At 70.7% G+C, this 26,330-nt stretch carries 23 protein-coding genes; 13 read left to right on the top strand and 10 right to left on the bottom strand.

The genetic code is table 11. The annotated features are described in order from the left end of the window. Nucleotides 1-11: 11 nt before the first annotated feature. Nucleotides 12-101 carry a K(+)-transporting ATPase subunit F gene (locus ABT041_RS03320; RefSeq protein WP_351178172.1) on the bottom strand — a complete coding sequence of 30 codons (90 nt, stop codon included), beginning with the start codon at nucleotides 99-101 and terminating at the stop codon, nucleotides 12-14. A gap of 184 nt (nucleotides 102-285) precedes the next feature. Next, a complete protein-coding gene (locus ABT041_RS03315) occupies nucleotides 286-1,665 on the bottom strand; it encodes a GlnX family signal transduction membrane protein (RefSeq protein WP_351178169.1) in 1,380 nt (459 codons plus the stop codon). A gap of 648 nt (nucleotides 1,666-2,313) precedes the next feature. Here ABT041_RS03315 and kdpB point away from each other — a divergent pair. From kdpB to ABT041_RS03300, 4 genes are all read left to right on the top strand, one after another. Continuing rightward, entirely contained in the window at nucleotides 2,314-4,476 is a 2,163-nt protein-coding gene (gene kdpB, locus ABT041_RS03310; RefSeq protein ID WP_351178166.1) for a potassium-transporting ATPase subunit KdpB, read from the top strand. A gap of 256 nt (nucleotides 4,477-4,732) precedes the next feature. Beyond that, nucleotides 4,733-5,539: an SDR family NAD(P)-dependent oxidoreductase gene (locus ABT041_RS03305; protein WP_351178163.1), complete on the top strand. Its 807-nt coding sequence runs from the start codon at nucleotides 4,733-4,735 to the stop codon at nucleotides 5,537-5,539. A gap of 14 nt (nucleotides 5,540-5,553) precedes the next feature. Beyond that, complete coding sequence (locus ABT041_RS38985) at nucleotides 5,554-5,631, top strand: 50S ribosomal protein bL37 (protein ID WP_502976363.1); 78 nt, start codon at nucleotides 5,554-5,556, stop codon at nucleotides 5,629-5,631. 53 nt (nucleotides 5,632-5,684) lie between these two features. Continuing rightward, nucleotides 5,685-6,512, top strand: a complete 828-nt coding sequence (locus ABT041_RS03300; protein WP_351178160.1) for a GNAT family N-acetyltransferase — start codon at nucleotides 5,685-5,687, stop codon at nucleotides 6,510-6,512. Here the strand turns inward: ABT041_RS03300 and ABT041_RS03295 are convergent. Beyond that, nucleotides 6,454-8,490, bottom strand: a complete 2,037-nt coding sequence (locus tag ABT041_RS03295; protein ID WP_351178836.1) for an APC family permease — start codon at nucleotides 8,488-8,490, stop codon at nucleotides 6,454-6,456. The two genes, ABT041_RS03300 and ABT041_RS03295, sit on opposite strands and share 59 nt — an antisense overlap. A 204-nt stretch (nucleotides 8,491-8,694) precedes the next feature. Between ABT041_RS03295 and ABT041_RS03290 the strand changes: the two genes are divergently transcribed. The 3 genes from ABT041_RS03290 to ABT041_RS03280 all read left to right on the top strand — a co-directional run bounded on the left by ABT041_RS03290 (nucleotide 8,695) and on the right by ABT041_RS03280 (nucleotide 12,987). Next, nucleotides 8,695-9,195 carry a hypothetical protein gene (locus ABT041_RS03290; RefSeq protein WP_351178157.1) on the top strand — a complete coding sequence of 167 codons (501 nt, stop codon included), beginning with the start codon at nucleotides 8,695-8,697 and terminating at the stop codon, nucleotides 9,193-9,195. A gap of 126 nt (nucleotides 9,196-9,321) precedes the next feature. Then, nucleotides 9,322-10,464 (top strand): universal stress protein, encoded by a 1,143-nt coding sequence (locus ABT041_RS03285; RefSeq protein ID WP_351178154.1) that lies wholly within the window; start codon nucleotides 9,322-9,324, stop codon nucleotides 10,462-10,464. A 1,110-nt stretch (nucleotides 10,465-11,574) separates the two neighbouring features. Beyond that, nucleotides 11,575-12,987 carry an amino acid permease gene (locus ABT041_RS03280; RefSeq protein WP_351178151.1) on the top strand — a complete coding sequence of 471 codons (1,413 nt, stop codon included), beginning with the start codon at nucleotides 11,575-11,577 and terminating at the stop codon, nucleotides 12,985-12,987. A 363-nt stretch (nucleotides 12,988-13,350) separates the two neighbouring features. Here the strand turns inward: ABT041_RS03280 and ABT041_RS03275 are convergent, their stop codons facing one another. Continuing rightward, entirely contained in the window at nucleotides 13,351-14,349 is a 999-nt protein-coding gene (locus ABT041_RS03275; protein WP_351178148.1) for a DUF2157 domain-containing protein, read from the bottom strand. Between the two features lie 371 nt (nucleotides 14,350-14,720). Beyond that, nucleotides 14,721-15,842, bottom strand: coding sequence for a baeRF2 domain-containing protein (locus ABT041_RS03270; protein WP_351178145.1), 1,122 nt, complete (start codon nucleotides 15,840-15,842; stop codon nucleotides 14,721-14,723). A 287-nt stretch (nucleotides 15,843-16,129) separates the two neighbouring features. Here ABT041_RS03270 and ABT041_RS03265 point away from each other — a divergent pair, with 287 nt between their 5' ends. Continuing rightward, nucleotides 16,130-16,336, top strand: a complete 207-nt coding sequence (locus ABT041_RS03265; RefSeq protein WP_351178142.1) for a DUF1918 domain-containing protein — start codon at nucleotides 16,130-16,132, stop codon at nucleotides 16,334-16,336. A 109-nt stretch (nucleotides 16,337-16,445) separates the two neighbouring features. Here ABT041_RS03265 and ABT041_RS03260 read toward each other — a convergent pair whose 3' ends face one another. Both ABT041_RS03260 and ABT041_RS03255 read right to left on the bottom strand, forming a co-directional pair. Then, nucleotides 16,446-17,078 (bottom strand): Rv1733c family protein, encoded by a 633-nt coding sequence (locus ABT041_RS03260; protein WP_351178139.1) that lies wholly within the window; start codon nucleotides 17,076-17,078, stop codon nucleotides 16,446-16,448. Between the two features lie 100 nt (nucleotides 17,079-17,178). Then, nucleotides 17,179-17,643, bottom strand: a complete 465-nt coding sequence (locus ABT041_RS03255) for an Hsp20/alpha crystallin family protein (RefSeq protein WP_351178137.1) — start codon at nucleotides 17,641-17,643, stop codon at nucleotides 17,179-17,181. A 309-nt stretch (nucleotides 17,644-17,952) separates the two neighbouring features. Here ABT041_RS03255 and ABT041_RS03250 point away from each other — a divergent pair, with 309 nt between their 5' ends. Further along, on the top strand, nucleotides 17,953-18,819 hold the full coding sequence (locus ABT041_RS03250; protein WP_351178135.1) for a universal stress protein: 867 nt from the start codon (nucleotides 17,953-17,955) through the stop codon (nucleotides 18,817-18,819). Between the two features lie 115 nt (nucleotides 18,820-18,934). Next, complete coding sequence (locus ABT041_RS03245; protein WP_351178833.1) at nucleotides 18,935-20,407, top strand: bifunctional aminoglycoside phosphotransferase/ATP-binding protein; 1,473 nt, start codon at nucleotides 18,935-18,937, stop codon at nucleotides 20,405-20,407. Between the two features lie 32 nt (nucleotides 20,408-20,439). Here ABT041_RS03245 and ABT041_RS03240 read toward each other — a convergent pair whose 3' ends face one another. Continuing rightward, on the bottom strand, nucleotides 20,440-21,105 hold the full coding sequence (locus ABT041_RS03240; RefSeq protein ID WP_351178830.1) for a nitroreductase: 666 nt from the start codon (nucleotides 21,103-21,105) through the stop codon (nucleotides 20,440-20,442). Nucleotides 21,106-21,217: 112 nt separating this feature from the next. On the opposite strand from ABT041_RS03240, the gene ABT041_RS03235 reads away from it, so the two are divergent. After that, nucleotides 21,218-22,146, top strand: a protein-coding gene (locus ABT041_RS03235; protein ID WP_502976346.1) for an IS5 family transposase whose coding sequence is annotated in 2 segments (ribosomal slippage) — nucleotides 21,218-21,553 and nucleotides 21,556-22,146 — 927 coding nt in all. Because the reading frame shifts where the segments join, the coding sequence is not laid out codon by codon here. Between the two features lie 119 nt (nucleotides 22,147-22,265). Further along, the gene (locus tag ABT041_RS03230) at nucleotides 22,266-22,460 is read left to right on the top strand and encodes a hypothetical protein (protein WP_351178132.1); all 195 of its coding nucleotides are present in this window, start codon (nucleotides 22,266-22,268) and stop codon (nucleotides 22,458-22,460) included. A 95-nt stretch (nucleotides 22,461-22,555) separates the two neighbouring features. Here ABT041_RS03230 and ABT041_RS03225 read toward each other — a convergent pair whose 3' ends face one another. Further along, complete coding sequence (locus tag ABT041_RS03225) at nucleotides 22,556-23,977, bottom strand: RtcB family protein (protein ID WP_351178129.1); 1,422 nt, start codon at nucleotides 23,975-23,977, stop codon at nucleotides 22,556-22,558. A gap of 149 nt (nucleotides 23,978-24,126) precedes the next feature. Between ABT041_RS03225 and polX the strand changes: the two genes are divergently transcribed. Continuing rightward, nucleotides 24,127-25,854, top strand: coding sequence for a DNA polymerase/3'-5' exonuclease PolX (gene polX, locus ABT041_RS03220; protein WP_351178126.1), 1,728 nt, complete (start codon nucleotides 24,127-24,129; stop codon nucleotides 25,852-25,854). Nucleotides 25,855-25,887: 33 nt separating this feature from the next. On the opposite strand, the gene ABT041_RS03215 is transcribed toward polX, so the two are convergent. Then, complete coding sequence (locus tag ABT041_RS03215; protein WP_351178123.1) at nucleotides 25,888-26,316, bottom strand: archease; 429 nt, start codon at nucleotides 26,314-26,316, stop codon at nucleotides 25,888-25,890. Nucleotides 26,317-26,330 lie beyond the last annotated feature (14 nt).

Genomic DNA, 26,330 nt, shown 5'->3' with positions numbered 1-26,330 from the left:
CGGGTGCGGGATCAGAACTTCCCCGGGCAGATGCGTGCGGCCACGAGGTAGCCGACGAGGCTGACGGCGACGATGAGCCCGACGACGTTCTCCATGCTCATGAGCGACCAACTCCCTGGTGTCTTGCCGAAGGATTCGCGATGCGGTGCGGAGCGCGGTCCATGAGGGTGCGCTTGCCGCTCAGCAAACCCTGCGCGGGACAGCCGCACGGGCACCTTGACGGCTCTCTGGCACCGGCCCCGGAGATACTGACGCCGCCTTGGCGGACCAGGCACGGTCCTCCGTTCAGCGGAACTCGGCGAGGCGCGGGCGCAGGCCGAGGACCGTGAATACGGCCGAGGCGAGGAGGGCCACACCGGCCCAGGGCAGGAGCCCCGTGACCGCCCCCTCGCCGTCCCGTGCCGCCTGCGCGAACGCGCTGCGGTTGATCTCGGTGACCTCGTCGAGAGCGCTCATCCACGCGCCGAAGTGGGCGTTGGACTTCCCCGGATCCCAGCTGATGCAGAAGGCGACCGCGTCCCGCTCCCGGCCCGCTGATGCCAGAGCCCGGATCGTCCTGTCGTCCCGCTGGTACACGGCGTACGCCTCGACGGTCCGCTCGGCGGCGGCCCGCTCACCGGCGAACGTGATGTTGTCCAGCTCCCGGCGGAACTCGCCGGTGAACCTCCGGTCCTCGTGATCCGCCTGGTACGCCTGCCAGGTCTCGGACAGCTGTCGGTCGTACGAGGCGAGTTCGGCGCCCTCGATCCCGTACAGACTCTGCGACTTGGTCAGGAACGCGGCCTCGTGGGAGCCGCGGTGGTCCTTGTCCAGGAGGTAGCGGCTCTCGTCGGCGTTGGCGTCGTAGGCGATCGCGCGGGCCCGGGAGAGGGCGACGACGGAATCGAAGGCGTCGCGGCGGGCAACCCGGAGTTGCTCGGAGGTGGTGGTGAGGGCCTGGGAACCGAGGACCACTGCCACGAGGACGCAGGCGGTGGCGGCGAGCAGGCCGGAGTTGAGGATGCGGTGGAAGCGGCGCGCGAGATGCCACTGGAGCAGGCCGAGCGCCGCGAACAGCACGACGCCAAGAGCCAGCAACAACCCCGACTCCGTGCCGAGGGCGGAACGCTCGGCCGCGTAGGCGGCCTCGAACTGGCCGTCGTTGGCTTCGACGAGGCTGCGGGCCTCGGGAAGCAGCCGCTGGGAGAGCAGATCGGTGGCGGTGCGGTAGTCGTCGACGGCAGCGGGCTTGCCGCCGGCACGGGTGTCGTTCTCCAGGGCGCGTCCGATGAGCTCCTGGTACCGGGCGAAGTCGTCGGTGAGGGCTTCGACGGTGCGCTGGGCCTCCGGGTCGCCCTCCGCCGCCACGGCCAGGGTTCGCAGTTCGCGGCTGACGGCCCGGCGGGCCTCGTCGTAGAGACGGACGGCCTTGTCGTACGGGACCGTCATCCGGCCCTTGCCCGCGTCGCCGTTCGCGAGAAGGGAGTTGGCCGCCTGGGCGTCCATGTCGTTGAGGGCGAGATTAAGGTCGGCGGCACTCACCGTGCGCGGGGTGTGATGACTGGTGACGGCTTCCCAGGTGCCCGATGCGGATACGCCGGCCACGAGCAGCAGAGCTGCTGTTCCGGCCGTCGCCAGGAGGATGGCGCCCCGCAGCAGACGCAGCCGTGCGGGCAGGCTCTCCACGTAGCGCCGGCGCAGGGCTCCGAGTCCGTGCGGGACACGGGGGCGTGACCCGGACGGGCCTCCGGTTCCGCCCCCTCGTGGCGGCGGAACCGGAGGGCCCACCGGTCGTGCGCCCGTCCCGAGGCGTTCGGTGTCGGTCCGGGCCGTCGACTCCGGACCGTGCGCGATACCTGTCGTGGTGGCCACGCTTCCCTCCCACCTCACGCCTCGGACAGTCGTCCGATCCCCCGTGGCGACGAGTCTGCGGCCCCGTCCGACGCCGAGCGCCCTTCCTTGATGCGCCCCTGACGCCCCCTCAGTTCAATTTGACGCCACCTTGACGAGACTGCGGTGGTCGCCGTCAGAGGGTCGTCAAATCGGGCGTTCGAGGCCGGTCGGACGAGGAAGCAACAGCTACGTTTCCCTGGGTCGCTCACCCGACCGTGGACGTCAGTGGCCTGACCGTCCCCGGCCGCGAGGGCACGTGCCGCCCTCCCATCCGGCTGCCGTGCCCTCGCGTCGCGATCGTCGCTGCCCGTCCACAGCCACCGTGTGGGCGCCGGGCACGCCCAGGCGCCCGCACGGCGTGGGGCGGCGGCCTCCCCTGTCCGTTGTCTCCCCGGCGTCCGCCGCGCGGGCCGCCGGGCTTCGTCGAGAAGGTTCTCCGCGATGCATCCCGCAGCGCCTCCGCAGGCGCCCCCGGCCTCTCCCTCCCCGTCATCCCCACCCCGGTCCCCGGCCCCCCGGCCGGGGCGGCAACGCTCGGAGAAGGGCGGGCTGCTCGATCCGGTCCAGCTGGTGCAGTGCTTCCCGGAGGCGGTGCGCAAGCTGCACCCCCGGGCCCTGGTGCGCAACCCGGTGCTGTTCGTCGTCGGGGCCGGGTCGGTCCTCACGACACTGTCCGCGGTGGTCAACCCGTCCGTCTTCACCTGGGTGATCAGCGTCTGGCTGTGGCTGACGGTGATCTTCGCGAATCTCGCGGAGGCGGTGGCGGAGGGCCGCGGCAAGGCGCAGGCCGAGTCGCTGCGCAAGGCGCGGACGGACACGGTGGCGCTGCGCCTGAAGCACTGGCGGTACGGCACGAATCTCCACACGGCCGAGACGGAGGCCGTCGCCGCGACCGACCTGCGGATGTTCGACTTCGTCCTGGTCGAGGCGGGCGAGCTGATCCCGGCCGACGGCGACGTCGTCGACGGGGTCGCCGCCGTCGACGAATCCGCCGTCACCGGTGAATCCGCCCCGGTGATCCGCGAGGCGGGCGGCGACCGATCGGGAGTGACAGGCGGTACGACCGTGCTGTCGGACCGGATCGTCGTCCGGGTCACCTCCCGCCCCGGCCACTCCTTCATGGACCGCATGATCGCCCTGGTCGAAGGCGCGTCGCGGCAGAAGACCCCGAACGAGATCGCGCTGAACATCCTGCTCGCCGCGCTCACGGTGGTCTTCGTCCTGGTCGTGGTCGCGCTTCAGCCCATGGCGTCGTACGCGAACGCGGCCCAGTCGACCACCGTCCTCGTCGCCCTCCTGGTGACCCTGATCCCGACGACGATCGGCGCACTGCTCTCGGCGATCGGCATCGCCGGCATGGACCGGCTCGTGCAGCGCAACGTCCTGGCCATGTCCGGGCGCGCGGTCGAAGCCGCCGGCGACATCAACACCCTGCTCCTCGACAAGACGGGGACCATCACCCTGGGCAACCGGGAGGCCGCCGACTTCGTACCCCTGCCGGGTGTCGAGGAGGCAAAGCTCGCGGACGCCGCCCAGCTGTCGTCACTCGCCGACGAGACCCCCGAGGGGCGCTCGGTGGTGGTCCTCGCGAAGGAGCGGTACGGCCTGCGGGCGCCGGCCGAGGGCGAGCTCGCGAACGCCCGCTTCGTCAAGTTCAGCGCGCAGACCCGGATGAGCGGCATCGACCTGCACTGGGACAACGGCGCCGCCTGCCACATCCGCAAGGGGGCGGCCGCGCAGGTCATCGCCTGGGTGGAGATGTACGGCGGTGCGGTGCCGAGCGAGGCCCGGGTCTGGAGCGACGCGATCGCGGCCGGTGGCGGCACGCCGCTCCTGGTGGCCGTGAACGACTGGGACGGTCCTCGGGTCCTCGGGATCGTCCACCTCAAGGACGTCGTCAAGGACGGCATCAAGGAGCGGTTCGCCGAGCTGCGCCGCATGGGCATCCGTACGGTGATGATCACTGGGGACAACCCGCTGACCGCGAAGGCCATCGCGCAGGAGGCGGGCGTCGACGACTATCTCGCCGAGGCGACCCCGGAGGACAAGCTCGCCCTCATCAAGAAGGAGCAGGAGGGCGGCAATCTGGTCGCGATGACCGGTGACGGGACGAACGACGCGCCCGCCCTGGCCCAGGCGGATGTGGGCGTGGCGATGAACACGGGCACGTCGGCCGCGAAGGAGGCCGGCAACATGGTCGACCTCGACTCCAACCCGACCAAGCTCATCGAGATCGTCGAGATCGGCAAGCAACTCCTCATCACCCGAGGCGCCTTGACGACCTTCTCGATCACGAACGACGTGGCCAAGTACTTCGCGATCATCCCCGCCATGTTCACCGGCGCCTACCCGGGACTCGAAGCGCTCAACATCATGGGCCTGCACAGCCCCACCTCGGCGATCACCTCGGCCATCATCTTCAACGCCCTGATCATCGTGGTCCTGATCCCCCTCGCCCTCCGGGGCGTCCGCTACCGGCCTGCCTCCGCACACGACCTGCTGCGGCGCAACCTCACCGTGTACGGACTCGGCGGCCTCGTCCTGCCGTTCGTCGGCATCAAGGTCATCGACCTCCTCGTCTCGACCGTCCCCGGGCTGGGATGAACCTTCGTCAGGAGGACTTAAGGGAAATACCGTTCTCCTTGTACGGGGCCTCCGGCGAGGGTTCGATGGACATCATGAACAGCGCGTGGCTCCTGCTCGACCGGCCGCCTCATCAGGCGTCGCCGTGTCGCACGCCCCGCTGTCCGGAGCCGTCCGCCTCGCGCTGACGACCGCTCCGCAGTCCTCGGGGCGCCGTGACCGTACCGGTCCGGCGCCCCTTTCTCGTACCACCACCTCACCTACCCCTGGACGAACCATGTCTTCTTCCCTGTCCGGACGCACCGTTCTCGTCACCGGAGCGACGTCCGGCATCGGCCACCAGACCGCGCGGCTGCTCGCCGAGCGCGGCGCCACGGTCCTCGTGCACGGCCGCACCGCCGAGGAGGCGCTCGCCGCCGTCGACCGGCTGGTGACGCTCTCCGAGGTGCCTGCGGAGCGACTGTGCGCGTACGGCGCCGACTTCACGCATCTGGAGGAGGTCGAGTTGCTCGCCCGCCGGGTCACCGAGGCCCACCCGCACCTGGACGTCCTGGTCAACAACGCGGGCATGGCGGCTCCGGAGCGGCACACCGTCACCGCGGACGGGAACGAGATCGCCTTCCAGGTCAACTTCCTCGCGCACTACCTGCTCACCCATCTGCTTGAGCAGGCCCTGACCAGCGATCCGGGCGGCCGGGTCGTCAACGTCTCCTCCGCGCTGCACCGCACGGGCTCCATCCAGTGGAACGACCCCAACCGCACCCGCCGGTACTCGCGCCTCGCCGCATACGCACAGTCGCAGCTCGCCCTGACCGTCTTCGCCGCCGACCCGCGCGTGACCGCCGTCTCCGTCCACCCCGGCGTCTGCGCCACGAGCCTGCTGCCCCTGTACGCGCACGAGGGCGGCGCCCCCGCCGAGGGCGCGGCCCATGTCGTACGGCTCTGCGACCCGGCCGTCGAGATCGTCAACGGCGCCTACTACGACCGCGACCAGCGCGTCGCCCCCGCGCCCGCCGCCACCGAGGAACGCACCGTCAAGCGCCTCACCAAGCTCGCCGACCTCCTCGTCGGACACACCGCCTGAAGGAGCGACCCACCATGTCGAAGCGCGCCCGCAAGAAGAAGGCCCGCCGCAAGAAGGCCGCCAACCACGGCCGCAAGGCCGGCCAGCGCTGACCCCGTGGGGCGGCCCCGCGCGGGGCCGCCCCACACCGTTCCCGGAGGTACCCGTGATCCCGCACCCCGCCCACCAGCCACCCGCGCCGGCCCGGGCCTTCCCGAGCGACGCGCCCGGCACCGCCGCCCTCGCGGAGCACGTCCTGGCCACCGGCCACGGCCGCTGGTGGACCGACCGCCCGGACCGGCCCCGCGTGATCGCCGTCTCCTGTGCCCGTCACGCCCTCCTGGCCGGCGACCCGACCGCCGTCGCTCCGGCCGGACTGGCCGCACTCGCCGGCCACTACGTCGAGGCGCCCGACCGCTTCCTGCCCGTCCTCGACGCGGCCTTCGACCGGCTCGTACCGTGGGAGCGGATGCTGTACATCCACCGCACCCCGGTCGACCCGCCCCGTGTTCCGCGCGGGGTGACCGTCCGCCGTCTCGTCCCCGAGGACGCCTCCGCGCTGGCCACACTCGACCCCGCCATGGCCTGGATCCACGAAAGCTGGGAGGGCCCCACTGCTCTCGCCGCCTCCGGGTTCGGCTGGGCGGCGTTCCACAGGGGCCGCGTCCTCGCCGTGGCCTGCACCCGCCTGCTCGGCCACCGCTACGAGGACATCGCCTGCGCCACCGCGCCTGACGCCCGTCGGCAGCACCTCGCCCTGACGTGCGTCACCCGCCTCACCGAGGACATCACGGCACGCGGCCACCAGGCCAGCTGGTCCTGCTCCCGCGACAACCGCCCCAGCCGCCTCCTCGCCTGGACGGCCGGATTCCGGCTGTCCCGCGAATACGTCCGTTACGTCACGGGCCCCGCTGCCGGCACCAGCGGGTCACCGATCACTCCTGAGTCGTGTCCGGCGGAGTTCGGCGGGCCGCTGCGTGCTCGTGGGGCGTGACCGGCTCGCCGCGGCGGACCGCGCCGGGGGCGCGGGCGGCGGGGTGATCGGCGTGGGCGGACGACGTGAGCTGCCAGGGGACGCTCGTCACCATCACGCCCGGTGTGAAGAGCAGGCGGCTCTTGAGCCAGAGGGCGGACTGGTTGTGCAGGAGGTTCTCCCACCAGTGGCCGACCACGTACTCGGGGATGAAGACGGCGACGACGTCGCGTGGTCCCGCGTTCCGGATGGAGCGTACGTACTCGACGACGGGCTTGGTGATCTCGCGGTACGGGGACTGGAGAACCTTCAGCGGAACGTCGATCTCGAAGTCGTCCCACTGCCTGCGTAGCCGGTCAAGGCCCTCGCGGTCGACCGCCACCGTGAGCGCCTCCAAATGGTCGGGCCGGAAGGCGCGCGCGTATGCGAGGGCACGCATGGTCGGCTTGTGCACGGTGGAGACGAGGACGATCGCGAACACCCTTGACGGAAGGCGCCGCTCCATGTGCGGGTCGGTGACCGCGAGCTCGGCCGCCGTCTGGTCGTAGTGACGGCGGATGGCGCGCATCATCAGCCACAACAGGACCGCCGCGAGCACCGCGAGCCAGGCGCCCTGGGTGAACTTGGTGGCGAGCACGATGACCAGGACCAAGCCGGTGACGACCGCGCCGGTGGCGTTGATGGCCCGAGACAGCTGGTGGCGTCGGCGCGCCGTGAGGTCGGTCTCGGTGCGCAGTTCTCGGTTCCAGTGCCGGACCATCCCGCTCTGGGAGAGCGTGAACGACGTGAAGACGCCCAGGATGTACAGGTGGATCAGGCTGGTGACGTTCGCCTTGTACCACCACAGCAGCAGGCCGGCGACGATCGCCAGGGCCATGATGCCGTTGGAGAAGGCGAGCCGGTCGCCCCGGTTGTGCAGCTGGCGCGGCAGGTAGCGGTGCTGGGCGAGGATCGAGCACAGCAGCGGGAAGCCGTTGAAGGCGGTGTTCGCGGCCAGGATCAGGATGAGCGCGGTGGCGGCCTGGATGTAGTAGAAGCCGACGCTGTCGTTGCCGCCGAAGACGGACGCGGCCAGCTGGGCGATGACCGTGCGCTGGGTGTAACTCTCGCAGTCACCGCCGAGGCCGGTGAGACGGCAGGCGTCCTCGACGATGTGCACCTTGGAGATCATCGCGAGCGTGGTGACCCCGGCGAACATGGTGATCGCGATGATGCCCATCGCCGCCATGGTGGCCGCCGCGTTCCGTGGCTTGGGCTTGCGGAACGCCGGCACCCCGTTGGAGATCGCCTCGACGCCCGTCAGGGCCGTACAGCCGCTGGAGAAGGCCCGCAGGACGAGCATGAGCAAGGCCAGGCCCGCCAGGTCCGCGTCCCCCTCCTCCGGGGTGATGCCGTACGCGGCGCTCTCGGCGACCGGGGCGTCGCCGACCAGGTAGCGGAACAGGCCCGTGCCCACCATGATCAGCACGCCGCCGATGAACAGGTACGTGGGGGTGGCGAACAGCCGGCCCGACTCGCGCACACCGCGAAGATTCATCGCGGTCAGCAGGGCGACGAACCCGAGCGCCATGAGGACTCGGTAGTCGGCCAGGGAGGGTAGCGCCGAGATGATGTTGTCCACCCCGGACGCGACCGAGACGGCCACGGTCATGACGTAGTCGACCAGCAGCGAGGCCGCCACCACCAGGCCGGCGGACGGCCCGAGGTTGGTCGAGGCGACCTCGTACGAGCCGCCGCCGCTCGGGTAGGCGTTGACCACCTGCCGGTACGAGAGCACCACCACGGTCATCAGCGCGACGACCGAGGCCGCGATCCACGGCGTGAAGTGGAGATAGGCCAGCCCGCCGAGGGTGAGCACCAGCAGGATCTCCTGGGTGGCGTACGCCACCGAGGACAACGGGTCGGAGGCGAAGATCGGCAGGGCGAGCCGCTTGGGCAGCAGCGTCTCCCCCAGCTCCTCACTGCGCTTGGCCCGCCCGATCACCAGGCGCTTGAGCATCTCCGTCACCTTCGGCACAGCGCGAGCGTAAGTCGGCCACCAGGAGGAAGGGATGCCGATACGGCCGAGTGGCGCAGAGGACGCCAGGCGACAAAGTCGCGTAGACAACACGTCAGCGGCCCGTCAAGATCCACGGCAAACCACCCCCGCCCTTCTAGCCTCGATCGCATGGGACGCCTCCCACCGGCTCACACGCGGTCATCCATGCCCCTGGCTCGCGACGAGGGCTGGCCCGGCGCACTGCGCACCGCTATCACCTGCGCCGCCACTCTGCTGGGACTCCTGCTCCTCGTCGACGGAGTCGCCGGGACGCTCACGCCGGTCCGAGGCGCACTGTGGGCCGGACTCGCCGTCCTGCTGTTCGTCGTGCTGCTGCCGGACCGAGTCACCGCAGGGGAAGGCTGGCTCGCCTCGCGTGGGCTGGTGCGCGGGCGCACCGTACGGACCGACCGCCTGGTGTGCGTGTGGTGGTCGGCCGGCCCCTCACGCCGTGTGCTCTTGCGGGACGTCCACGGCGCGCGGATCTCCCTGGGCCCGAACCTGCTCACCGACAACCCCCGACTTTGGCAGCTGCTGGCCGACGGTGCCGCCGCCTCCTGCGCACAGGGCTTCCTGCACGCCGCCGAGTCCGACATCCGGCACCTGTCCCAGCAGACCGACAGGGAGATCGCGCAGCTCGTGTTCAAGATCTCTCACCTGGACTGAGGCCGCCCGGCTCCGCACCGGCCGGAAGACCTGGCGGCTGTGTATGGGCGACCATGGTGGGGAGAGTGATCGGCGCCCCAGCCCGTATCGGAGCGGCGGGGTCGGCCCGTCCGGAAGGTGGGGCACATGCCTCGGGGCAAGCTGCGGGTCTACCTGGGGGCCGCTCCCGGGGTGGGCAAGACGTACGACATGCTCGCCGAAGGGCAGCGCCGCGCCCAGCGTGGCACCGATGTGGTCATCGGGTTCATGGAGGACTACGGCAGGGCCCTGACGCGGCAGATGGCCGAGGGACTGGAGACCGTGCCCCGCAAGTCAGTGCGCTATCGGGACACGTCCTTCACCGAGATGGATCTCGATGCCGTCCTCGCCCGCCACCCTCAGGTCGCCCTGGTCGACGAGCTCGCGCACACCAATGTGCCCGGCTGCCGCAACGACAAGCGCTGGCAGGACATCGAGGAGCTGCTCGATGCGGGCATCGACGTCGTCTCGACCGTCAACATCCAGCACCTGGAATCCCTGAACGACGTCGTCGAGCAGATCACGGGCATCAAGCAGCACGAGACCGTCCCCGACGACGTGGTCCGCCAGGCCGACCAGATCGAGCTGGTGGACATGTCCGGCGAGGCACTGCGCCGCCGGATGGCGCACGGCAACGTCTACCCGCCCGAGAAGATCGAAGCCGCTCTCTCCCACTACTTCCGTCTGGGGAACCTGACCGCCCTGCGCGAGCTCGCCATGCTGTGGGCCGCCGACCGGGTCGAGGAGGCACTCCTGCGCTACCGCGAGGGCCACGGCATCCAGCAGCCGTGGAGCACCCGCGAACGGGTCCTGGTCGCCGTGTCCGGCGGGCCTGAGGGCGACACCCTCATCCGGCGCGGCAAACGAACCGCCTCGCGCGGCGCGGGCGGCGAGTTCCTCGCCGTCCACGTCGAACGGGACGACGGGCTGGCCACCGCATCCCCCAAGCTCCTGGCCCGCCAGCGGAAACTGGTGGAAGAACTCGGTGGCAGCTTCCACACGGTGACCGGGGACGACACCGCCCAGGCCGTCCTCGAGTACGCCCGAAAGGCCAACGCCACCCAGATCGTCATCGGCGCCACCCGGCGCAGCCGGCTCAAGGAGCTGTTCTCCCGAGGCGTGGGCGAGGCCATCATCGAAGGCTCGGGCGACGACATCGACGTCTACGTGGTCACCCACTCCGAAGCCGCCCACGGCCGGCTCCTGCACCGCCGCGCGCGCTCCGGCGAAACCCACGACGCCGCGCCGTGACCCGACCACGGGACCTGGAGTGAGGCCGTTCAACAGCCTGAACGAGCACGGTGTTCGCCACCGGCACCGGCCACCGCACGCTCGCAGACTGGGTCCACAGCCCCGGCGCTACAACCATCAGAACGTGCGTTCCCGTCACTCAGGGTGCAGGGTGCGGATGTCGGGGATCCGTCCGCCAGCCTCGACGGAGGACGGCGAGCGGTCCCAACCCCTACCGGCAAGCCTCCGGCCATCCGGCCAGCGGGCCGCCGACAAAGCACAGAAATTTGGTGCGATGTGCGGCGCGTCACACCCAGGAGCCGTGGGATCGCCGTGGGATCATCGATATGGTTCCACACCCACGCTCCACCCAAAACCGCAGGTCAGAAGGTACGGCCCCTGCAAGACAAGCCAGGGACGCCTGTTTCGCCACACCGATGAGCAGCGATCGCCACACGCGGAAACACCCATCCAGGGGCGTTTCCGCAGGTCAGAACGTTTTTCTATGTGGGGCGGGTGGGACTCGAACCCATTTCGGTGACGCGTTTCACCTGCGACGATGCCGAAGGGCCGGACATATCCATCCGATTCCATCCGGCTGTGTCCCCTCTCGATCGGGGCCCGTTAGGCGTTCGCCACACCGCTTCCTCTGCGTCCCGCACTCCTACCGCACCCGCAGAGCTCAGGACAGCTCTGCCCGTCAGCGGGCCTCACATCGCTGCGTGGATTGCGAATGTTCCCTACGTCCTGGCCGACGTTCGTCCAGGGCAGGCAGTTACGTTGCGTAATGCCGAGCCTGCGGTCTCGGGCGCCTGCATGTTGAGTTGAGGACGCCCTCGTCCCCGCTGCGGCTCCTGGAACGTCCGGGCGGCCCGCCGAGATCATATGGGGGCACGATGACCGCACCGGCTCCCGCACACCCTGCAGCGGAGGAGAGCTTCGCTCGGCGAGCCCGGGCCGGGACGTCGCCCGGACAGCGATAGCTTGTGTCTTTCCCCCGCCGCGCGGTCGCGCCCGCCGGTCCGGCGCAACGGTCGCAAGCGGTTCCGTCCTCGTCTCGCGGCACGGCAGGGCCTCGGCCGTCGTGATCGGGGCTCGGAGTGGCTGCCGTGCAGGAAGGTGTGGTGTCCAGTGGCCGGTCTCGGGGCGGGCCGCGGTGTACTGCGCCGCAAACCCATCGAGACCATCGAGGAGACCGGCGCCAGCGAGGGCGCTCGTTTGGAACGGGCCCTGGGGTTGTGGCAGCTCACCGCGCTCGGCCTGGGCGGGATCATCGGTGCGGGCATCTTCGCGCTCGCGGGCGCGGTCGCCAACGACACGGCCGGCCCGGCGGTGGTGGTGTCGTTCCTCATCGCGGGCGTGGCCAGCGCCGCCGCGGCGCTCTCGTACGCGGAGTTCGCCGGGCTGATCCCCAGGGCGGGTTCGGCCTACACGTACGCGTACACGGTGCTCGGCGAGCTCGCGGGCTGGTTCATCGGCTGGGATCTGCTGCTCGAATACACCGCGATCGTCGCGGTGGTCTCCATCGGCGTCTCCGGATACTTCGGCTTCCTGGTCGCCGAGGCGGGCGTCGAACCACCGGCGTGGATGCTGGGAGCGCCCGGTACGGGTGCCGGGCACCGGGTCGACCTGTTCGCCGCCCTGCTGTGTCTGTTCATCGCGTATCTGCTGAATCTGGGCATCAGGAGGGCGGCGCGCTTCGAGACCACCGTGGTGGTGCTGAAGGTCCTGGTGGTCCTGCTGGTCATCGGCGTCGGTGCCTTCCACATCGACACCGCGAACTACGCCCCGTTCTTCCCCTTCGGGGTCAGCGGAGCGTTCACCGGGGCCGCGACCGTGTTCTTCGCCGTGTTCGGGTACGACGCCATGAGCACCGCCGCCGAGGAGTCCCACGACGCCCGGCGTCACATGCCGAAGGCGATCATCCTCTCGCTGTCCATCGCGATGGTGCTCTACGTGGCGGCGTGCATGGTGCTGACCGGCATGCAGAACTACCAGGACATCGACCCGGAGAGCGGGTTCTCGACAGCGTTCAAGTCCGTCGGACTCGACGGCATCGCCGACGTCATCGCGGTCGGGGCGATCATCGGCATCCTCACCGTGATGTTCACGTTCATGCTCGGCGTCACCCGCGTGTGGTTCGCGATGAGCCGCGACGGACTGCTGCCGAAGTGGTTCGCGAAGACGCATCCCACACGCCACGTACCCACGCGCGTGACCTGGATCGTCGGAGCGGTGTCGGCGGTCATCGCCGGCTTTCTGCCGATCACCGCGGCAGCCGAACTGACCAACATCGGCATCCTGCTGGCTTTCGTCGTGGTCTGTGTGGCGGTCACCGTGCTGCGCTACCGGCAGCCCGAGTTGCCGCGCACCTTCCGCACGCCCGGGATGCCGGTGGTGCCGGCGATCGGGGTCGTCTTCTCGCTGTGGCTCATCACCTTCCTGCACTGGCAGACCTGGGTGCGCTTCGTCGTGTGGTTCCTGATCGGACTGGGCGTGTACTTCGGATACTCCTATCGGCGGTCGGAACTGGCGCGCCGGTAGGGAGCAAGGCGACTGGTACTCCAGCAGGACTTTGGCGGCTGACCTGGGACGATGCCGGGCGACTGGAGTGTATCGGGACGGTGGCTGGTAGGGGTGGTCTCGAAGAGACCGCCCCTCGATCGTGCGACGGTGTCGCTGGTAGTGGCAGCGGGGCGGCCACTTGGCGCCGTCGGCGCCGAGTGCCTCGCGAACAGGAGTGGTGAGACCACGGTCGCCGACGCCCCCGCCGTGTGAGGCACACGGCCGGCGCCGACTCGACGCCTTCCGCACACAGCCTCAGCCACGGACGTACCCTCGGCTCCCCGCGCGACTGCCTGGCCCAGCCCGCCGGCACACACGTCCTCTTTCTCCAGCCGGTCGCCCTCAGTGGTGCGCGCGTGGCCGGCCTGTCACCGCGCGCCGCAGGAGAAACACCGATACGCCGAGCAGTACGGCACCGACGAGGAGGACGGTGAGTGGTGCGGCGACGGAGTCGGGGAAATAGCGGTCGGCCGTCCGGGGCACAGTCAGGAGCACTCCGAGAGCGCCGGCGGCCAGGACCCACATCCGGCGCAGGACCACGCCCGCCGCGAGCACCCCGGCCACGGTGGCCAGGGCGACCACGTGCCCTGCGGCGGTCTCCATCATCAGCTGCGCCCCGATGAGCGAGCCCACCGCAGCGACCGGAAGACCGACGGCGGCCGGCGGGACGTGCCCCCGATACACGGCCACAGCCCAGACGACCGACAGCAGCCAGACGCTCAGCCCCGACACCCACAGCGGTGTGTCGGGGTCGATACGGACGACCCCGGCGCCAAGGGCCGTCGCCAGGCCCCCGAACATCGCGATGTGCTGGAGGGGTGCCTTCGTCCGCAGCCACAGCACGATCGCGTACGCGGTCGCCGGCCCCGACGCCAACATGACGGTGCCGCTGTCGGAGAGGTGCCACACGGCGCCGAGTTCCCCACCGCAGGCCGCCAGCGCGGCGACCGACAGGAACCACAGCACGCTGCGAAGCCGCCCCAGAGCGGCGTCCCCCCGCGGCCGAAGGAGGCCCGCTGACAGTCCGAGCAGCACGGACGCCAGTCCGGCAGCTGCTGCTCGCATACCCGGGGGCGCGTCGGGCCACAGCTGATCGACGGCGGTGAGCACCGCGACGATGGTGAGCAAGCTGCCCAGGTAGCCGAGCGCCTCCGCGATCAGCGCCGCCCTGCCACGGCCTACGACCCATGCAACGCCTGCTCCCGCCCGGTCCCTCCGGGCGTTGCGGCGGGTCTGTTCGGCGTGCTCGATCCTTTGGGCCTGCTCAGGGCCGATCAGCCCTGCGGCGACCCAACGTTCGAGCTGTGCGCGCAGTTCCGGGTTCCGTTCGGGCTCGACCACGGGAACCTCCTCGAACCCGGCCAGTATGCGGCCGCCCGTCGGTCTTCGCACAGGGCCGAAAGGACCCGCCTCTTGGTCGGCTGTTGCTCGGCCACTGAGACGACCGAGCGGTCGCGCGCTTTCGGCCTGCCGGGCCAGGTCGGCTGGGTGGCCGTACTACCGGGACAGCGAGGTGCTCTCGTCGCCATCGTGAAAGCAGCACGATTCCGCGCACCGCACAAAGTCGACCGTGGTCATGGGGAGTTCCGAGGCCGGTCCGTCCAGGAGCGCGCTCCCCCGTCGGAGCCGCGCGTCGGGGCGGTGTCCCGGCTTCGCCGCACCCGGGACAGGCACAGCACCCTGGTCTGTCGGCGGGCCAGTGACGGCAGCAGTCAATTCCCGGAGGTCGGTTCGCGCTGGCGATTGGGGTTCGGGTAGCGCAGCAGCACGGCCACGCCGTCGCTCAGTCGCAGCTTCTGCTCGGGTACCACGACCAGTTCGGCCCCCGTGCCGACGAGGGCGCGGGCCAGGGCCGCGTCGGCCCGCTCCTCGCTGGCCTCCCTTACCCCGTAGGAGCGCAGTTCCTGTTCCGTGACGGCGATCTGACCGGGTTCCGGGCCGACCCAGAGATGGAGCAGCGACTCGGGGTGGTTGTTGAGGAAGAGGGCCTTGACCTGGCCGCGCTGCAACGCCGACACGGCGGCGGCAAGGCCCTCCGCGACGGCTCCGTCATGGGCGCGCTCGGCGAGGAAGGAATCCAGCAGCGCCTGGTCGTGCGCGGCCAAGCGCCCTTCGAAGAGGCCGTCGAGCTGCCGCTCCAGCAAAGCCCTCCCCGGTCTCTGCTCGCCCGCGCCCTCGACCGTGGTGACGTGCCCGCGCAGGGAAGCCGGAAGCCTGCGGATGAGGATGCCGCGGGCCCAGACGTCTCCTGCGACGACCACCGATTCGACGTCGATGGGCCGCGACTGACCTTCCAATTCCCTGCCGAACTCTGTGGCGGCGTTCAGCCAGTCGGTGGCGGGGACCTCCTCGTGGAGACGGTGTCCGGGCGTGACCCTGGTCAGGGGCCAGGTGCCGAGTTCGGCGTCGATCCGCACCATGTCCGCGGCGTCCGTGGAGTGACGGCCGCCGTACCGGACGTTCACCGCCAGGTAGGGGATTCCGGGCGCGTGCTGGACGATCAGCGGCATCGTGTCCGGCAGGGTCCCGAAGCGCACGGTGTCCCGTGGGGGCGGTACGGGCAGCTCGTCCAGCAGGGCCAGCCGCCCGTGAGCGGTGAACACCGCCTGCCCATGAGTGCCGGGGATGTCAGTGTCGCTGCCCACCGTGCCGCTCACCGCCATGATGGATGCCTGATCCGCCCCCTCGGACACCAGGGCGTCCCGAAGGTGGCGCCAGCGCAGCTCCATGACGGCCTCGGGATGCTCGACGACGGAATCGCGGGAGGTGTCCAGATAGACAGACGCGAAAGGACCCGGCTGGCTGTAGAGGGGTTCGAGGAAGGCAAGTCTCATGATCGCTCCCGAGAGGACGCTCAGCGCCACGTGCCACCAGGCCCGGGATTCCGCCGCACCGAGACACGTACAGGTGGGGCACTACGGTTCGTTCCCCATCCAGGATGCGCCTGCTCCACGAACCTCGCCCGCCCTCCGGCACAAGCCGCGCCGCGTCGCGCACAAGTCTGATCACGGGTCCCTCTCGTCCCCCAGAGGTACCCGAACGGCCCTTCCTCATGAGCCACCTCCCGCAGTCATCCTGATCAAAGACAAGGAAGAGACGCCAGCGAGCGAGGTGAGCCTCGATGAAAGCGCACGAAGGCGACGTGCTCCGCTTCACCAGCAGAACCGTGGGAACGCCCGAACACCGTGCCACTGTCGTGAAAGTACTCGGCCACGACGGTGAAGCGCCCTATCTAGTCCGCTACGATGACGGTCACGAGTCAGAGATCTTTCCCGGCCCAGGATGCGTGGTCGAGTCCCGTGCGGCACGCGATTCCTCATCCGGATAGTGCGGCCTTTGGCACGCGACCGCTAGCAGCTGCGCCCAGCGGCACCGCCCGCAGCTGCCAACGTTGCCGCCTGCCGCGAACACCACAGGCGGTCGTGATTCCTGCCCGTTCAGGTACGCCCACGGTGGGTCCACAGCGGTTCCACGACGGCCCACTCACTCCCCCAGTCGTCCAGGGTGGCGGCCTCGGTGCGCCTCAGCCGCAGCCCGACCACGCCGGCGGCGGTCGCGGCGAGCGCCCCGGCGACAAGGGTTCCGCCCGCGACGGCGGCGAAGTGGCCTTCAGTCGTACTGCGTGGGGCGCGGGTGATCACCCCGGCGTCGTCCACCCAGATCGGCACCGTGGTGCCCTCTGCGGAACGGGGCTGGACGGCGACCTTGCCGGTGCGCGGTGTGCCGTCGGGGGCGCGCCAGGAGGCGTCGACGAGCGTGGTGGGTGTGCCGAAGCGGGCAGCCGTCGGCGCGCTGGTGGCGCGGGCGAGGGTGGTCGCGGTGGTCTCGTGGCGGTGGGCTGCCTCGTCGCGGGCGGTTCGTGCCGCGTCGCTCCACATGCGGGCACCCGCGATCGCACCGCAGATCAAGGCGATGAGCACCGCGAGGGCGAGGCCGACGTGCCAGCGGGTACGGGTCCGGTCGCAAGGACGGCGCAGGAGGTTGGCGTCCGGACCGGCAGAGTCGCCGTTGCCGCCGTCGTGCCAGGGGCGCTGCGGCTGTCCGGGGGTCGGTGTCTCTCCGTCGCGCATGGCGGGCCTCCGGGTGGGACGACCCGCGCCGACCCGCCATGGGCTCAGCGCGGGGTGATCATGTCGGCCCCTCGGGACGGGCCCGGGATCCGACCGAGGTTCATGCTGCGGACTCCGCCTTGCCGGAGTCCCCTGCGCGGGTCACGGGAACGGTGCGAGCGCGGCTCTCCTGTGGTTGCCGGACGGCGACGCTGACGGTGAGGATGCCGTCGGCGTACTCCGCCTTCACGTCCTCGGGGGCGATCGCCTCCGGCAGGCGCACCGCTCGCTCGAAGGAGCCGTAGCGGAACTCGGAGTGGTCCTTCGTCTCGCTGCTCTCCTCGTGCTCGGCGCTGACCGTGAGCACGTCGCCGTCCACCGTGATCGTGATGTCCTTGTCCGGGTCCACGCCGGGCAGCTCCGCCTTCAGCACGTACTGCCCGCCCCCGCTCGTCACCTCGATCGGGATGGCGTGCCGACCGAAGGCCGTGCGCCACATGGGGAAGCGGGGAAGGTCGCCGAACCAGTCCCTGACGTCGGGGAACTCGGGGAAGCGGCTGCGACGGCGTTCCATGTCCGTTGACATGATCGTTCGCTCCTTGCATCGTGGATCGTCCTGTCATCCCCACCCTGGCTCCCGTAGACGTGCTCTCCGAGTGCCGGACGGGCCCGGATAGGGGCCGAACGGGGTACGTCTTTCAGGGAATCTGCCGCCTCCTCCGGCGCGCAGCTACGACTCCACAGCGCTCCCGAACGGCTCATGTCGCGGCCCGCATGCGCGGCAGGACGATCTGAGGTACTCCTCGAATGAGAGGAAGGGGCGCGCTTCGGCCCTCGGGTGCCGATGCCCACGCGCCCCTCCCTGCGGCCTCGTACGAGAGGGAGGCAGGTGCCCATGGAGCCCGTCGTCACGGTCGGCCTGGACGGCTCACCCGAAAGCATGGCCGCCGCGCGTTGGGCCGCCGACGAGGCGGAGCGGCGCAAGGTCACGCTGCGCCTGATGCACGCCTGGCCCAATCTCGCGCCGGAGCCGGTCCGCGCCGCGTCGGAGATCGATCAGAACTACTGGGCGAAGCGGCTCGTGCACCAGGCGCAGGCGGAACTGCAGGCCCGTCACCCGGGCCTCGTGATCGTCGGCAACCTGGTCGCCGACGACGCTCAGGACGCCCTGGTGAAGGCGGCATCGGAGGCCGAGCTGACCGTGCTGGGTTCGCGCGGCCTGACGTCCGCCGAGAGCTACTTCCTCGGATCCGTCAGCATGGCCGTCGTGGCCCGGGCCACGCGGCCCGTGGCCCTGGTCCGCCCCGAGCCCCGTGAGAAGGGCACGTCGCCCGCCCCTCGGAGCGTCGTCGTCGCGCTGAAGCTGCACGGTACCTGCGACGACCTGCTCGCCTTCGCCTTCGAGGCCGCCGCAGCCCGCGGCGTGCCCCTCCAGGTCGTCCACGGCCGAAGCCTGCCGCTCCACGCACACACTCCGTGGGGCGCGGATCACGACGTCGCCAAGGGGATCACGGAGGAAGCGCGGAAGCAGCTGGGTGAGGTCCTTCGCCCCTGGCGCGAGAAGTTCCCCGGCGTGGAGCCGGTCGACGCCGTCGGGCTCGAAAGCCCGGCCGAGGCTGTCGTGCGCGCCGCCGAAGGCGCCGGACTGCTGGTCGTCGGCCGGCGCAAGCACCGTCCCCCGCTCGCACCCCGCCTCGGTCCCGTGGCCCATGCCGCCCTGCACCACGCGCGCTGCCCTGTCGCCGTCGTCCCCCATGACTGAGCCGACCTCGTTGAACGAGCTGATCGCGACGGTACGCCAGGAGCACACCGCCACGCCCCGGCAGGACGACGCCCCTGACACCGGCTCTGACACCGGCGCGCTCCCGCGGGCAGAAGTGCGCGAGACCCATACTGCGGTCGTGTTCTTCGTCGGCGACCGCGCCTACAAGTTCAAGAAGCCGGTCGACCTGAAGTTCCTGGACTACACCACCGTGGAGGCCCGGCGGATCGCGTGCGAGCGGGAAGTCACCCTCAACCGCCGCTTCGCCCCGGACGTCTACCTGGGCGTGGGCGAGATCCGGGTCCCGGACACGGAGACCTCCGAGCCGCTCGTGGCGATGCGCCGCATGCCGGCGGAACGCCGCCTGTCCCGGCTCGTACGGGAGGGCGCGGTCGTCGACGACGCCCTGCGAGCCGTCGCCCGACTGCTCGCCACCCGTCACGCGAGCGCACCCCGCACACCGGAGGTGGACGCGCAGGGCACCCGGGACGCCCTGTCGTCGCGCTGGGAGGCGAGCTTCGCACAGGTGCGTGAGATGGCCGTGGACGGCGGCGTGCCGGAGGGCGTCGAGGAGATCGAGCGGCTGGTCCGCCGCTATCTCGCCGGACGCGAGCGGTTGTTCGAGACGCGCATCGAGCAGGGCCGGATCGTCGACGGCCACGGCGACCTGCTCGCCGAGGACATCTTCTGCCTCGACGACGGCCCCCGCGTCCTGGACTGTCTGGAGTTCGACGACCATCTGCGCTACGTCGACGGCCTCGACGACGCCGCCTTCCTCGCCATGGACCTGGAACAGCTCGACGCCCCGGACCTGGCGGCGTTCTTCCTCGCCCGCTACAGCGAGTACTCCGGCGACCCCGCGCCACCGTCCCTGCGACACCACTACGTCGCGTACCGCGCCTTCGTCCGCGCCAAGGTCTCCCTGATCCAGGCCCGCCAGGGCGCGCCCGACGCCGACATCGCCGCACGGCGCCTGATCGCCTCGACCCTGCGGCACCTGCGTACCTCCGCCGTCGACCTGACCCTTGTGGGAGGGCTCCCCGGCAGCGGGAAGTCCACGCTCTCGGGTGCGCTGGCCGACCGCCTGGGCGTCACGCTCCTCAGCAGCGACCGGCTGCGTAAGGAACTCGCGGGCATCCCGGCGGACCGGTCCGCTGCCGCCCCCTACGGCGAGGGCCTGTACACGCCCGAGGGGACCGCCACCACCTACGCGGCCCTGCTGGAACGCGCAGCCACCCTGCTGTCCCGCGGAGAGTCCGTCGTCCTCGACGCCACCTGGTCGAACGCCGAGCAGCGCGAAGCCGCACGGCGCGTGGCCGAAGGCGCCGGCGCCGACCTCGTGGCCCTGCACTGCCAGGTCCCGGACGAGACGACGGCGGCCCGTCTGGCGGACCGCACCGCCGGAGCCTCCGACGCCGACCTCGACGTGGCCACCGCCGTGGCGGAGCGGGAGCCTCCCTGGGAGGAAGCCGTCACGATCGACACCAGCGGCTCCCTGGAGGCCGCGGTCTCCCAGGCGCTGACAGCCATCCGTCCGCACGACACCGGTCCCTTGGTCTTCCGTCGCCCCTATATGGAGCCGGACTAGGAGCTGTCCTGTCGATCTCGGCCGTCCAACGGTCACACTCCGATGAAGCTCACTGTTTCCGTCATGTCCGCCCGCACGGTGCGCAGTTGCGGCACGCCTTCCTTCTCGAACCCCACTGAGACGCCGCAGAACAGCACGAGTCCGTCATCGGCTCCGACTGCCCGGCTGACAGTCTCCCGGTACACGGTCCACATCACCTGGGGGCAGCTGTGCAGCCCCTCGGCCCTCAACAACAGCATGACCGTCTGCAGGTACATCCCCGCGTCAGCCCACTGTCCGGGCCCCATCGTCCGGTCGAGGTAGCAGAACAGGACGGCCGGCGCTCCGAACGCCTCCGAGTTCAAGGTGGCGATCTTCCTGGGCCGGTCTGGGTCGTCGCGCTCGATCCCCAGCGATTCGTACCGCTGGGCGGCGGCGGCAGCAAAGCGGTCGAGATACGGCGAGGCCAGGCCGTCCGGGTACATCGGGTACTCACGCTCGTCGCCCGGGTCCCCCGCCAGTGCCCTGGCTGTCGCGGTCCGCTTGAGTTCCGCCAAGGGTTCACCGGTCACGACGTACAGATGCCACGGCTGGAGGTTCCCGCTGGACGGAGCCCGCGTCGCTGCGGTCAGCACTCGTTTGAGCACCTCCTTGGGCACGGGCTCATCGCTGAACGCCCGCACGGCCCGGCGACTGTCCACGGCCTCATACACATCCACGTCTTCGCGTCCTCTCATTCAACCGGGCCCCTCCACCGTATTCAGCCGTCAGTACCGAGCATCGCCGGGGGTTGGAAGTCGCTCCGACGAGAGTCCCGTCGTTGATAGGACCGTGGGAGACAGAGGCGACTTGACGGATACTCAGTGGGAGCGGCTGAAGCCGCTTCTACCGGTCAGCAATGGGCGCTGTGGCAGGTGGCGGGACCACCGCCAGGTCGTGAACGGGGTGCTGTACCGGATCCGCACGGGCGTGCACTGGCGCGATCTGCCGGAGCGGTACGGACCGTGGAAGACGGTGCACGAGCGGCATCGCCGCTGGTCGGCGGACGGAACGTGGGAGATGCTCCTGCGGCGGATCCAAGCCGAGGCGGACGCGGCCGGCGAGATCGACTGGGACGTCTCGGTCGACTCGACGTCCGTGCGCGCACACCACCACGCCGCCGGCGCCCGGCACGCTCCGCCGCCCGCCATCAAAGGGGGCTCCGCCCAGGCGGTCAGAGCCGCTCGGGTTCGGGCGGAAGTGATCGACCGGCTGGCGGAGGTGGTGAGGGAGGCGAGGCGCTCGGCCGCTCGCGCGGCGGGTTCACCACCAAGATCCACCTGAGCGCGGACGGCCGCTGCCGGGTGCTCTCGCTGGTCATCACGCCCGGACAGTGCGCCGACTGCACCCAGTTCGAGGCGGTCATGGACCGGATCTGCGTGCCCCGGCTGGCCGGCGGCCGGCCACGTACGAAGCCGGACAGCGTCAGTGCTGACAAGGGCTACAGCAACCGCCGCACTCGCCGCTACCTGCGCAGACGCGGAATCCGGCACGTCATCCCGGAGAAGGCCGACCAGGCAGCCAACCGGGTCCGACGCGGCAGCTCCGGGGGCCGACCGCCCGGTTTCGACAAGGACCGCTACAAGAAGCGCAACACCGTCGAACGGGCGATCAACAAACTGAAGACCTTCCGCGCGGTTGCAACCAGGTTCGACAAGCGCGGCTACGTCTACCTCGGAACCGTTACCGCAGCCGCGCTCGTCATCTGGCTCCGCTCGTGATCGCCAGGACACTGCCTAGCAGCGAAGACACCGCTGCGACCGCCCCTGTCCGAGCCCACGCACGACTCACCCCCACCGACCGGGAGAGCCCACTCCCGTTCCCCGCGAAAGGAGACGTGATGTCCGAGAGCATCGTCCCGAACGAGCACGAGCGGCTCCGCACTCTGGAGAACCAGGTGCAGGTCCTGGCCCAGGCCGTCAAAGCACTGGCCGAAGGGCTGGAGGAAATCCCTTCAGAGGACACCGAGATGAAGAAGCAGGCGGCGCGCGGCGCCCGACTGGCACACGAACTGCTGCTTTCCCAGGGGCTGTAGGGGCTTGTCGATGAGGGTCTCCGAAGCGATAAGCCATCCGGCGGTGTCCGTGCCCACAGGGACACCGCTGGGACACGTCGTGGATCTCCTGCCCGTCATCCCTTGACGACCCCGAGCGGCACCAGGCGGGCGACCAGCCGGGCGAGCCCCGCGCCTTCCGTGGCGGCGGCCACGGCGTCGACGTCCTTGTAGGCGTCGGGCGCCTCCTCGGCGAGCGCACGCCAGGACTTCGGCCGGACCGCGATGCCGTGCGACTCCAGCTCGCCGTGCAGTTCCTCGCCGCGGACCCGGCGCAGTGCCTGGTGACGGCTCCAGACGCGGCCGGCGCCGTGGGCGGAGGACCAGAAGGCGTCGTTGCCGGCGGTGCCGGCCATCACGTACGAGGCGGTTCCCATCGTGCCGGGCACCAGGACCGGCTGCCCGGCCTCCGCCAGGTCGTCGGGCAGGTCCGGGTGGCCGGGCGGCAGGGCCCGGGTGGCGCCCTTGCGGTGCACGCACAGCCGGCGCCGTACCCCGTCCACCTCGTGGGTCTCGATCTTCGCCATGTTGTGCGAGACGTCGTAGACGAGGTCCAGACCCGCCCCCGTGGCGACGGTGAACGCGTGGCGCGCGGCCTCGGTGAGCAACTGCCGATTGGCGCGCCCGTAGTTGGCGGCGGCGGCCATCGCCCCGAGATAGGCGCGGCCCGGGGTGGAGACGGCGGGCGCGCAGGCCAGCTGCCGGTCCGGCAGCTCGATGCCGAAGGAGCGCAGGGACTGGTCCATCACGCGGACGTGGTCGCTGCACACCTGGTGTCCCAGGCCGCGTGAACCGCAGTGGATCATGACGCACACCTGGCCGGCGTGCAGCCCGAAGGCGGCCGCGGCGGTCTCGTCGTACACCCGCTCCACGGCCTGCACCTCCAGGAAGTGATTGGCCGACCCCAGGCTGCCCACCTGCCGCAGCCCCCGGTCCACCGCCCGCTGGCCGACCTGCGACGGATCCGCCCCCGCCAGCGTCCCGCCGTCCTCGCAGCGCTCCAGGTCGCGGGGCACGCCCCGGCCGTGCTCGACCGCGTACGCGGCTCCGCCGACCATGAGTCCCTCCAGCGAGCGCCCGGACAGCTTCCACAGTCCGCCGGGCCCCAGGCCGCGCGGGACGGTGTCGCCGAGGATGTCCATCAGGCGCCGTATCCGGGGAGCGAGCGGGTCACGGTCGATGCCGGCGGCGAGCAGCCGGACGCCGCAGGAGATGTCGAACCCGACGCCGCCGGGCGAGATCACTCCGCCGACGTCGATGTCCGTGGCGGCCACCCCGCCGATCGGGAACCCGTACCCCCAGTGCACGTCGGGCATGGCGTACGAAGCGCGGACGATACCCGGCAGGGTCGCCACGTTCACGACCTGCTCCAGCGCCTTGTCCCCGGTCGCCTGCGGCAGAAGCTCCCTCGTCGCGAAGACGACGCCGGGGACCCGCATCGCGCCCTGTCGCTCGACGCGGAAACGGAACGGCGTCTCTTCCACCAGAGTGATGTCCATGCCGTGGTCCCTTCCCGGGCCCCTGACTTCCAGTAGACCCTCGGCGTCACGGCTTCGCGCACCGGGAGCGCGGCGAGAGCCCGGTTCCTGGACTGGATGAGGGCCCGGTTCCTGGACTGGGCGAGGGCCCGGTTCCTAGACTGGAAGACGTGGTCCGGCCCAACGAAGAGGTCGAGGCGCTCCTTCAGGAGTACGCGGACCTCATCGCCATCACCGGAGGCGAGGCGTTCAAGGCGCGCGCCTACGAGAAGGCGGCCCGCGCGATCGGCGGCCACCCCACCGACGTCTCCCACCTCGACGCCGCCGGATTGCGGGAGATCCCGGGCGTCGGCAAGTCCATCGCCGACAAGGTCGTCGAGTACTTCCGCACCGGCAAGGTCGCGGTGGTCGAGGAGCGGCGGGCGAGGATTCCGGCCGGGGTGCGGCAGCTCATCACCATCCCCACCCTCGGCCCGAAGAAGGCCATGGCGCTCTACGAGGAGCTGCACATCTCCTCCGTGGACGAGCTGGCCGACGCCATCGCGGCGGAGAAGCTGCGCGACCTGAGGGGCTTCGGGGAGAAGACCGAGGCGAACATCCTGCACGGCATCGCCCTCATGCGGCAGGCAGGCGGGCGGATCCTGCTCAGCGCCGCCATGGAGGCCGCCGAGGACATCGTCACCGTCCTGTCCGGGATCACGGGTTGTCAGGACTGCACCTACGCGGGGTCGCTGCGCCGCATGAAGGAGACCATCGGCGACCTCGACATCCTCGTCGCCGCCGACCGCTCGGCCCCGTTCATGGACGCCCTCCGTGAACTGCCCGCCACCGCGGAGGTCCTCGTCCACGGCGCCAAGAAGACCTCCGTCCGCACCGCCGACGGCATCCAGGTCGACCTGCGCGTGGTGCGTCCGGACGCGTGGGGCGCCGCCCTCCAGTACTTCACCGGCTCGAAGGCGCACAACATCCACACCCGAACCATCGCCGTCCACGCGGGGCTGAAGCTCTCCGAGTACGGGCTGTTCGAGACGGAGAGCGGGGAGAAGATCGCCTCGCGGACCGAGGAAGAGGTGTACGCCCGGCTCGGCCTCCCCTGGATCCCGCCCACGCTCCGCGAGGACCGGGGCGAGATCGAAGCGGCGCTCCGCGGCGAGCTGCCCGAGGTGGTCACCGAGCACGACATCAAGGGCGACCTGCACACCCACACCGACCTCACCGACGGCCTCACCCCGCTGGAGGACATGGTGAAGGCGGCCGCAGCGCGCGGCTACGCCTACTACGCGGTCACCGACCACGCACCCGACCTCGCCATGCAGCGCATGACCGACGAGAAGGTCCTCGCCCAGCGCGAGCACGTACGGGCCCTGGACGGCAGGCACCACAGGATGCGGCTGCTGCACGGCACCGAGCTCAACATCGGCCCGGACGGGGACGTGGACTGGCCCGACGAGTTCCTCCGGGGCTTCGACATCTGCGTGGCCTCGGTGCACTCCCACTTCGGCCTCGACCGGAAAGCGATGACCCGGCGGCTCGTACGCGCCTGCGAGAACCCCCACGTCCACGTCATCGGCCACCCCACCACCCGGCTGATCGGCAAACGGCCCGAAATCGACGTCGACCTCGACGAGGTCTTCGCGGCGTGCGCGCGCACCGGAACGGCCCTGGAGATCAACGCCCAGCCCGACCGCCTCGACCTCGGCGACGAGGACATCCTCCGTGCCCGGGGGTACGGGGTGAAGTTCGCCGTCGACACCGACGCCCACTCCCTCCCGCAGCTCGCGTACCTCCGCTACGGCGTCGGCACGGCCCAGCGCGGCTGGCTCAGCCCCGACGACGTGATCAACACCTGGCCCCTTCGGCGGCTGCGCCGGTTCCTACGCAAGGAGCGAGCAGGCTGAGGCGCGAACGTATCTCCCGGGCAGGGCGGGGAGTCACACATCGAGCGTCACCGCGCACGTCCAGCCGTCCGTCCCTCGCGTCACGGCCAGATCGTGCAGCGTGACGGCCTTCGGCGCGGCACCCGTCACGGGCAGCGACCCTGCGTCGGCCATCCACAGAACGCCCCTCACGCCGCCGTCGACGGGGGCCAGTTCAACGTCGACCGGGACCTCGCCCTCCGTGTCGAGCCGGTAGACGACCTCCTCCAGCAGGGCGACCAGCACGTCCTCGTCCCGGTCCGCCCGCACGTCGACCTCCCGCCGGCGGACGACGGTCGCCCCGGACACGTCCAGGAACGAAGCGCAGACCCCTCGCACCGCCTGCCCCAGGCACTCCTCGCGCGTGGGGGCCCACGCCTCCACCCGCAGGTCCGCCGTATGCGGAACACCGCGATACCCACCGCGTGCGGCCGCACCGTCCACGCCTCGCCTCCCTC

This window comes from Streptomyces sp. NPDC002825 (assembly GCF_040295385.1).
GTDB lineage: Bacteria > Actinomycetota > Actinomycetes > Streptomycetales > Streptomycetaceae > Streptomyces.
The sequence above is the reverse complement of the archived record's forward strand: the minus strand, read 5'-3'. Positions and strand labels throughout refer to the sequence as shown.

Excerpts from the sequence above, each read along its gene's own strand:
- ABT041_RS03285 (WP_351178154.1), top strand. The coding sequence starts at position 9,322 with ATGCCTCGGGGCAAGCTGCGGGTCTACCTGGGGGCCGCTCCCGGGGTG.
- kdpB (WP_351178166.1), top strand. The coding sequence starts at position 2,314 with ATGCATCCCGCAGCGCCTCCGCAGGCGCCCCCGGCCTCTCCCTCCCCG.
- ABT041_RS03320 (WP_351178172.1), bottom strand. The coding sequence starts at position 101 with ATGAGCATGGAGAACGTCGTCGGGCTCATCGTCGCCGTCAGCCTCGTC.
- ABT041_RS03305 (WP_351178163.1), top strand. The coding sequence starts at position 4,733 with ATGTCTTCTTCCCTGTCCGGACGCACCGTTCTCGTCACCGGAGCGACG.
- ABT041_RS03225 (WP_351178129.1), bottom strand. The coding sequence starts at position 23,977 with ATGGACATCACTCTGGTGGAAGAGACGCCGTTCCGTTTCCGCGTCGAG.
- ABT041_RS03260 (WP_351178139.1), bottom strand. The coding sequence starts at position 17,078 with ATGCGCGACGGAGAGACACCGACCCCCGGACAGCCGCAGCGCCCCTGG.
- ABT041_RS03230 (WP_351178132.1), top strand. The coding sequence starts at position 22,266 with ATGTCCGAGAGCATCGTCCCGAACGAGCACGAGCGGCTCCGCACTCTG.
- ABT041_RS03265 (WP_351178142.1), top strand. The coding sequence starts at position 16,130 with ATGAAAGCGCACGAAGGCGACGTGCTCCGCTTCACCAGCAGAACCGTG.
- ABT041_RS03255 (WP_351178137.1), bottom strand. The coding sequence starts at position 17,643 with ATGTCAACGGACATGGAACGCCGTCGCAGCCGCTTCCCCGAGTTCCCC.
- ABT041_RS03250 (WP_351178135.1), top strand. The coding sequence starts at position 17,953 with ATGGAGCCCGTCGTCACGGTCGGCCTGGACGGCTCACCCGAAAGCATG.
- ABT041_RS03295 (WP_351178836.1), bottom strand. The coding sequence starts at position 8,490 with ATGCTCAAGCGCCTGGTGATCGGGCGGGCCAAGCGCAGTGAGGAGCTG.
- ABT041_RS38985 (WP_502976363.1), top strand. The coding sequence starts at position 5,554 with ATGTCGAAGCGCGCCCGCAAGAAGAAGGCCCGCCGCAAGAAGGCCGCC.
- ABT041_RS03270 (WP_351178145.1), bottom strand. The coding sequence starts at position 15,842 with ATGAGACTTGCCTTCCTCGAACCCCTCTACAGCCAGCCGGGTCCTTTC.
- ABT041_RS03290 (WP_351178157.1), top strand. The coding sequence starts at position 8,695 with ATGCCCCTGGCTCGCGACGAGGGCTGGCCCGGCGCACTGCGCACCGCT.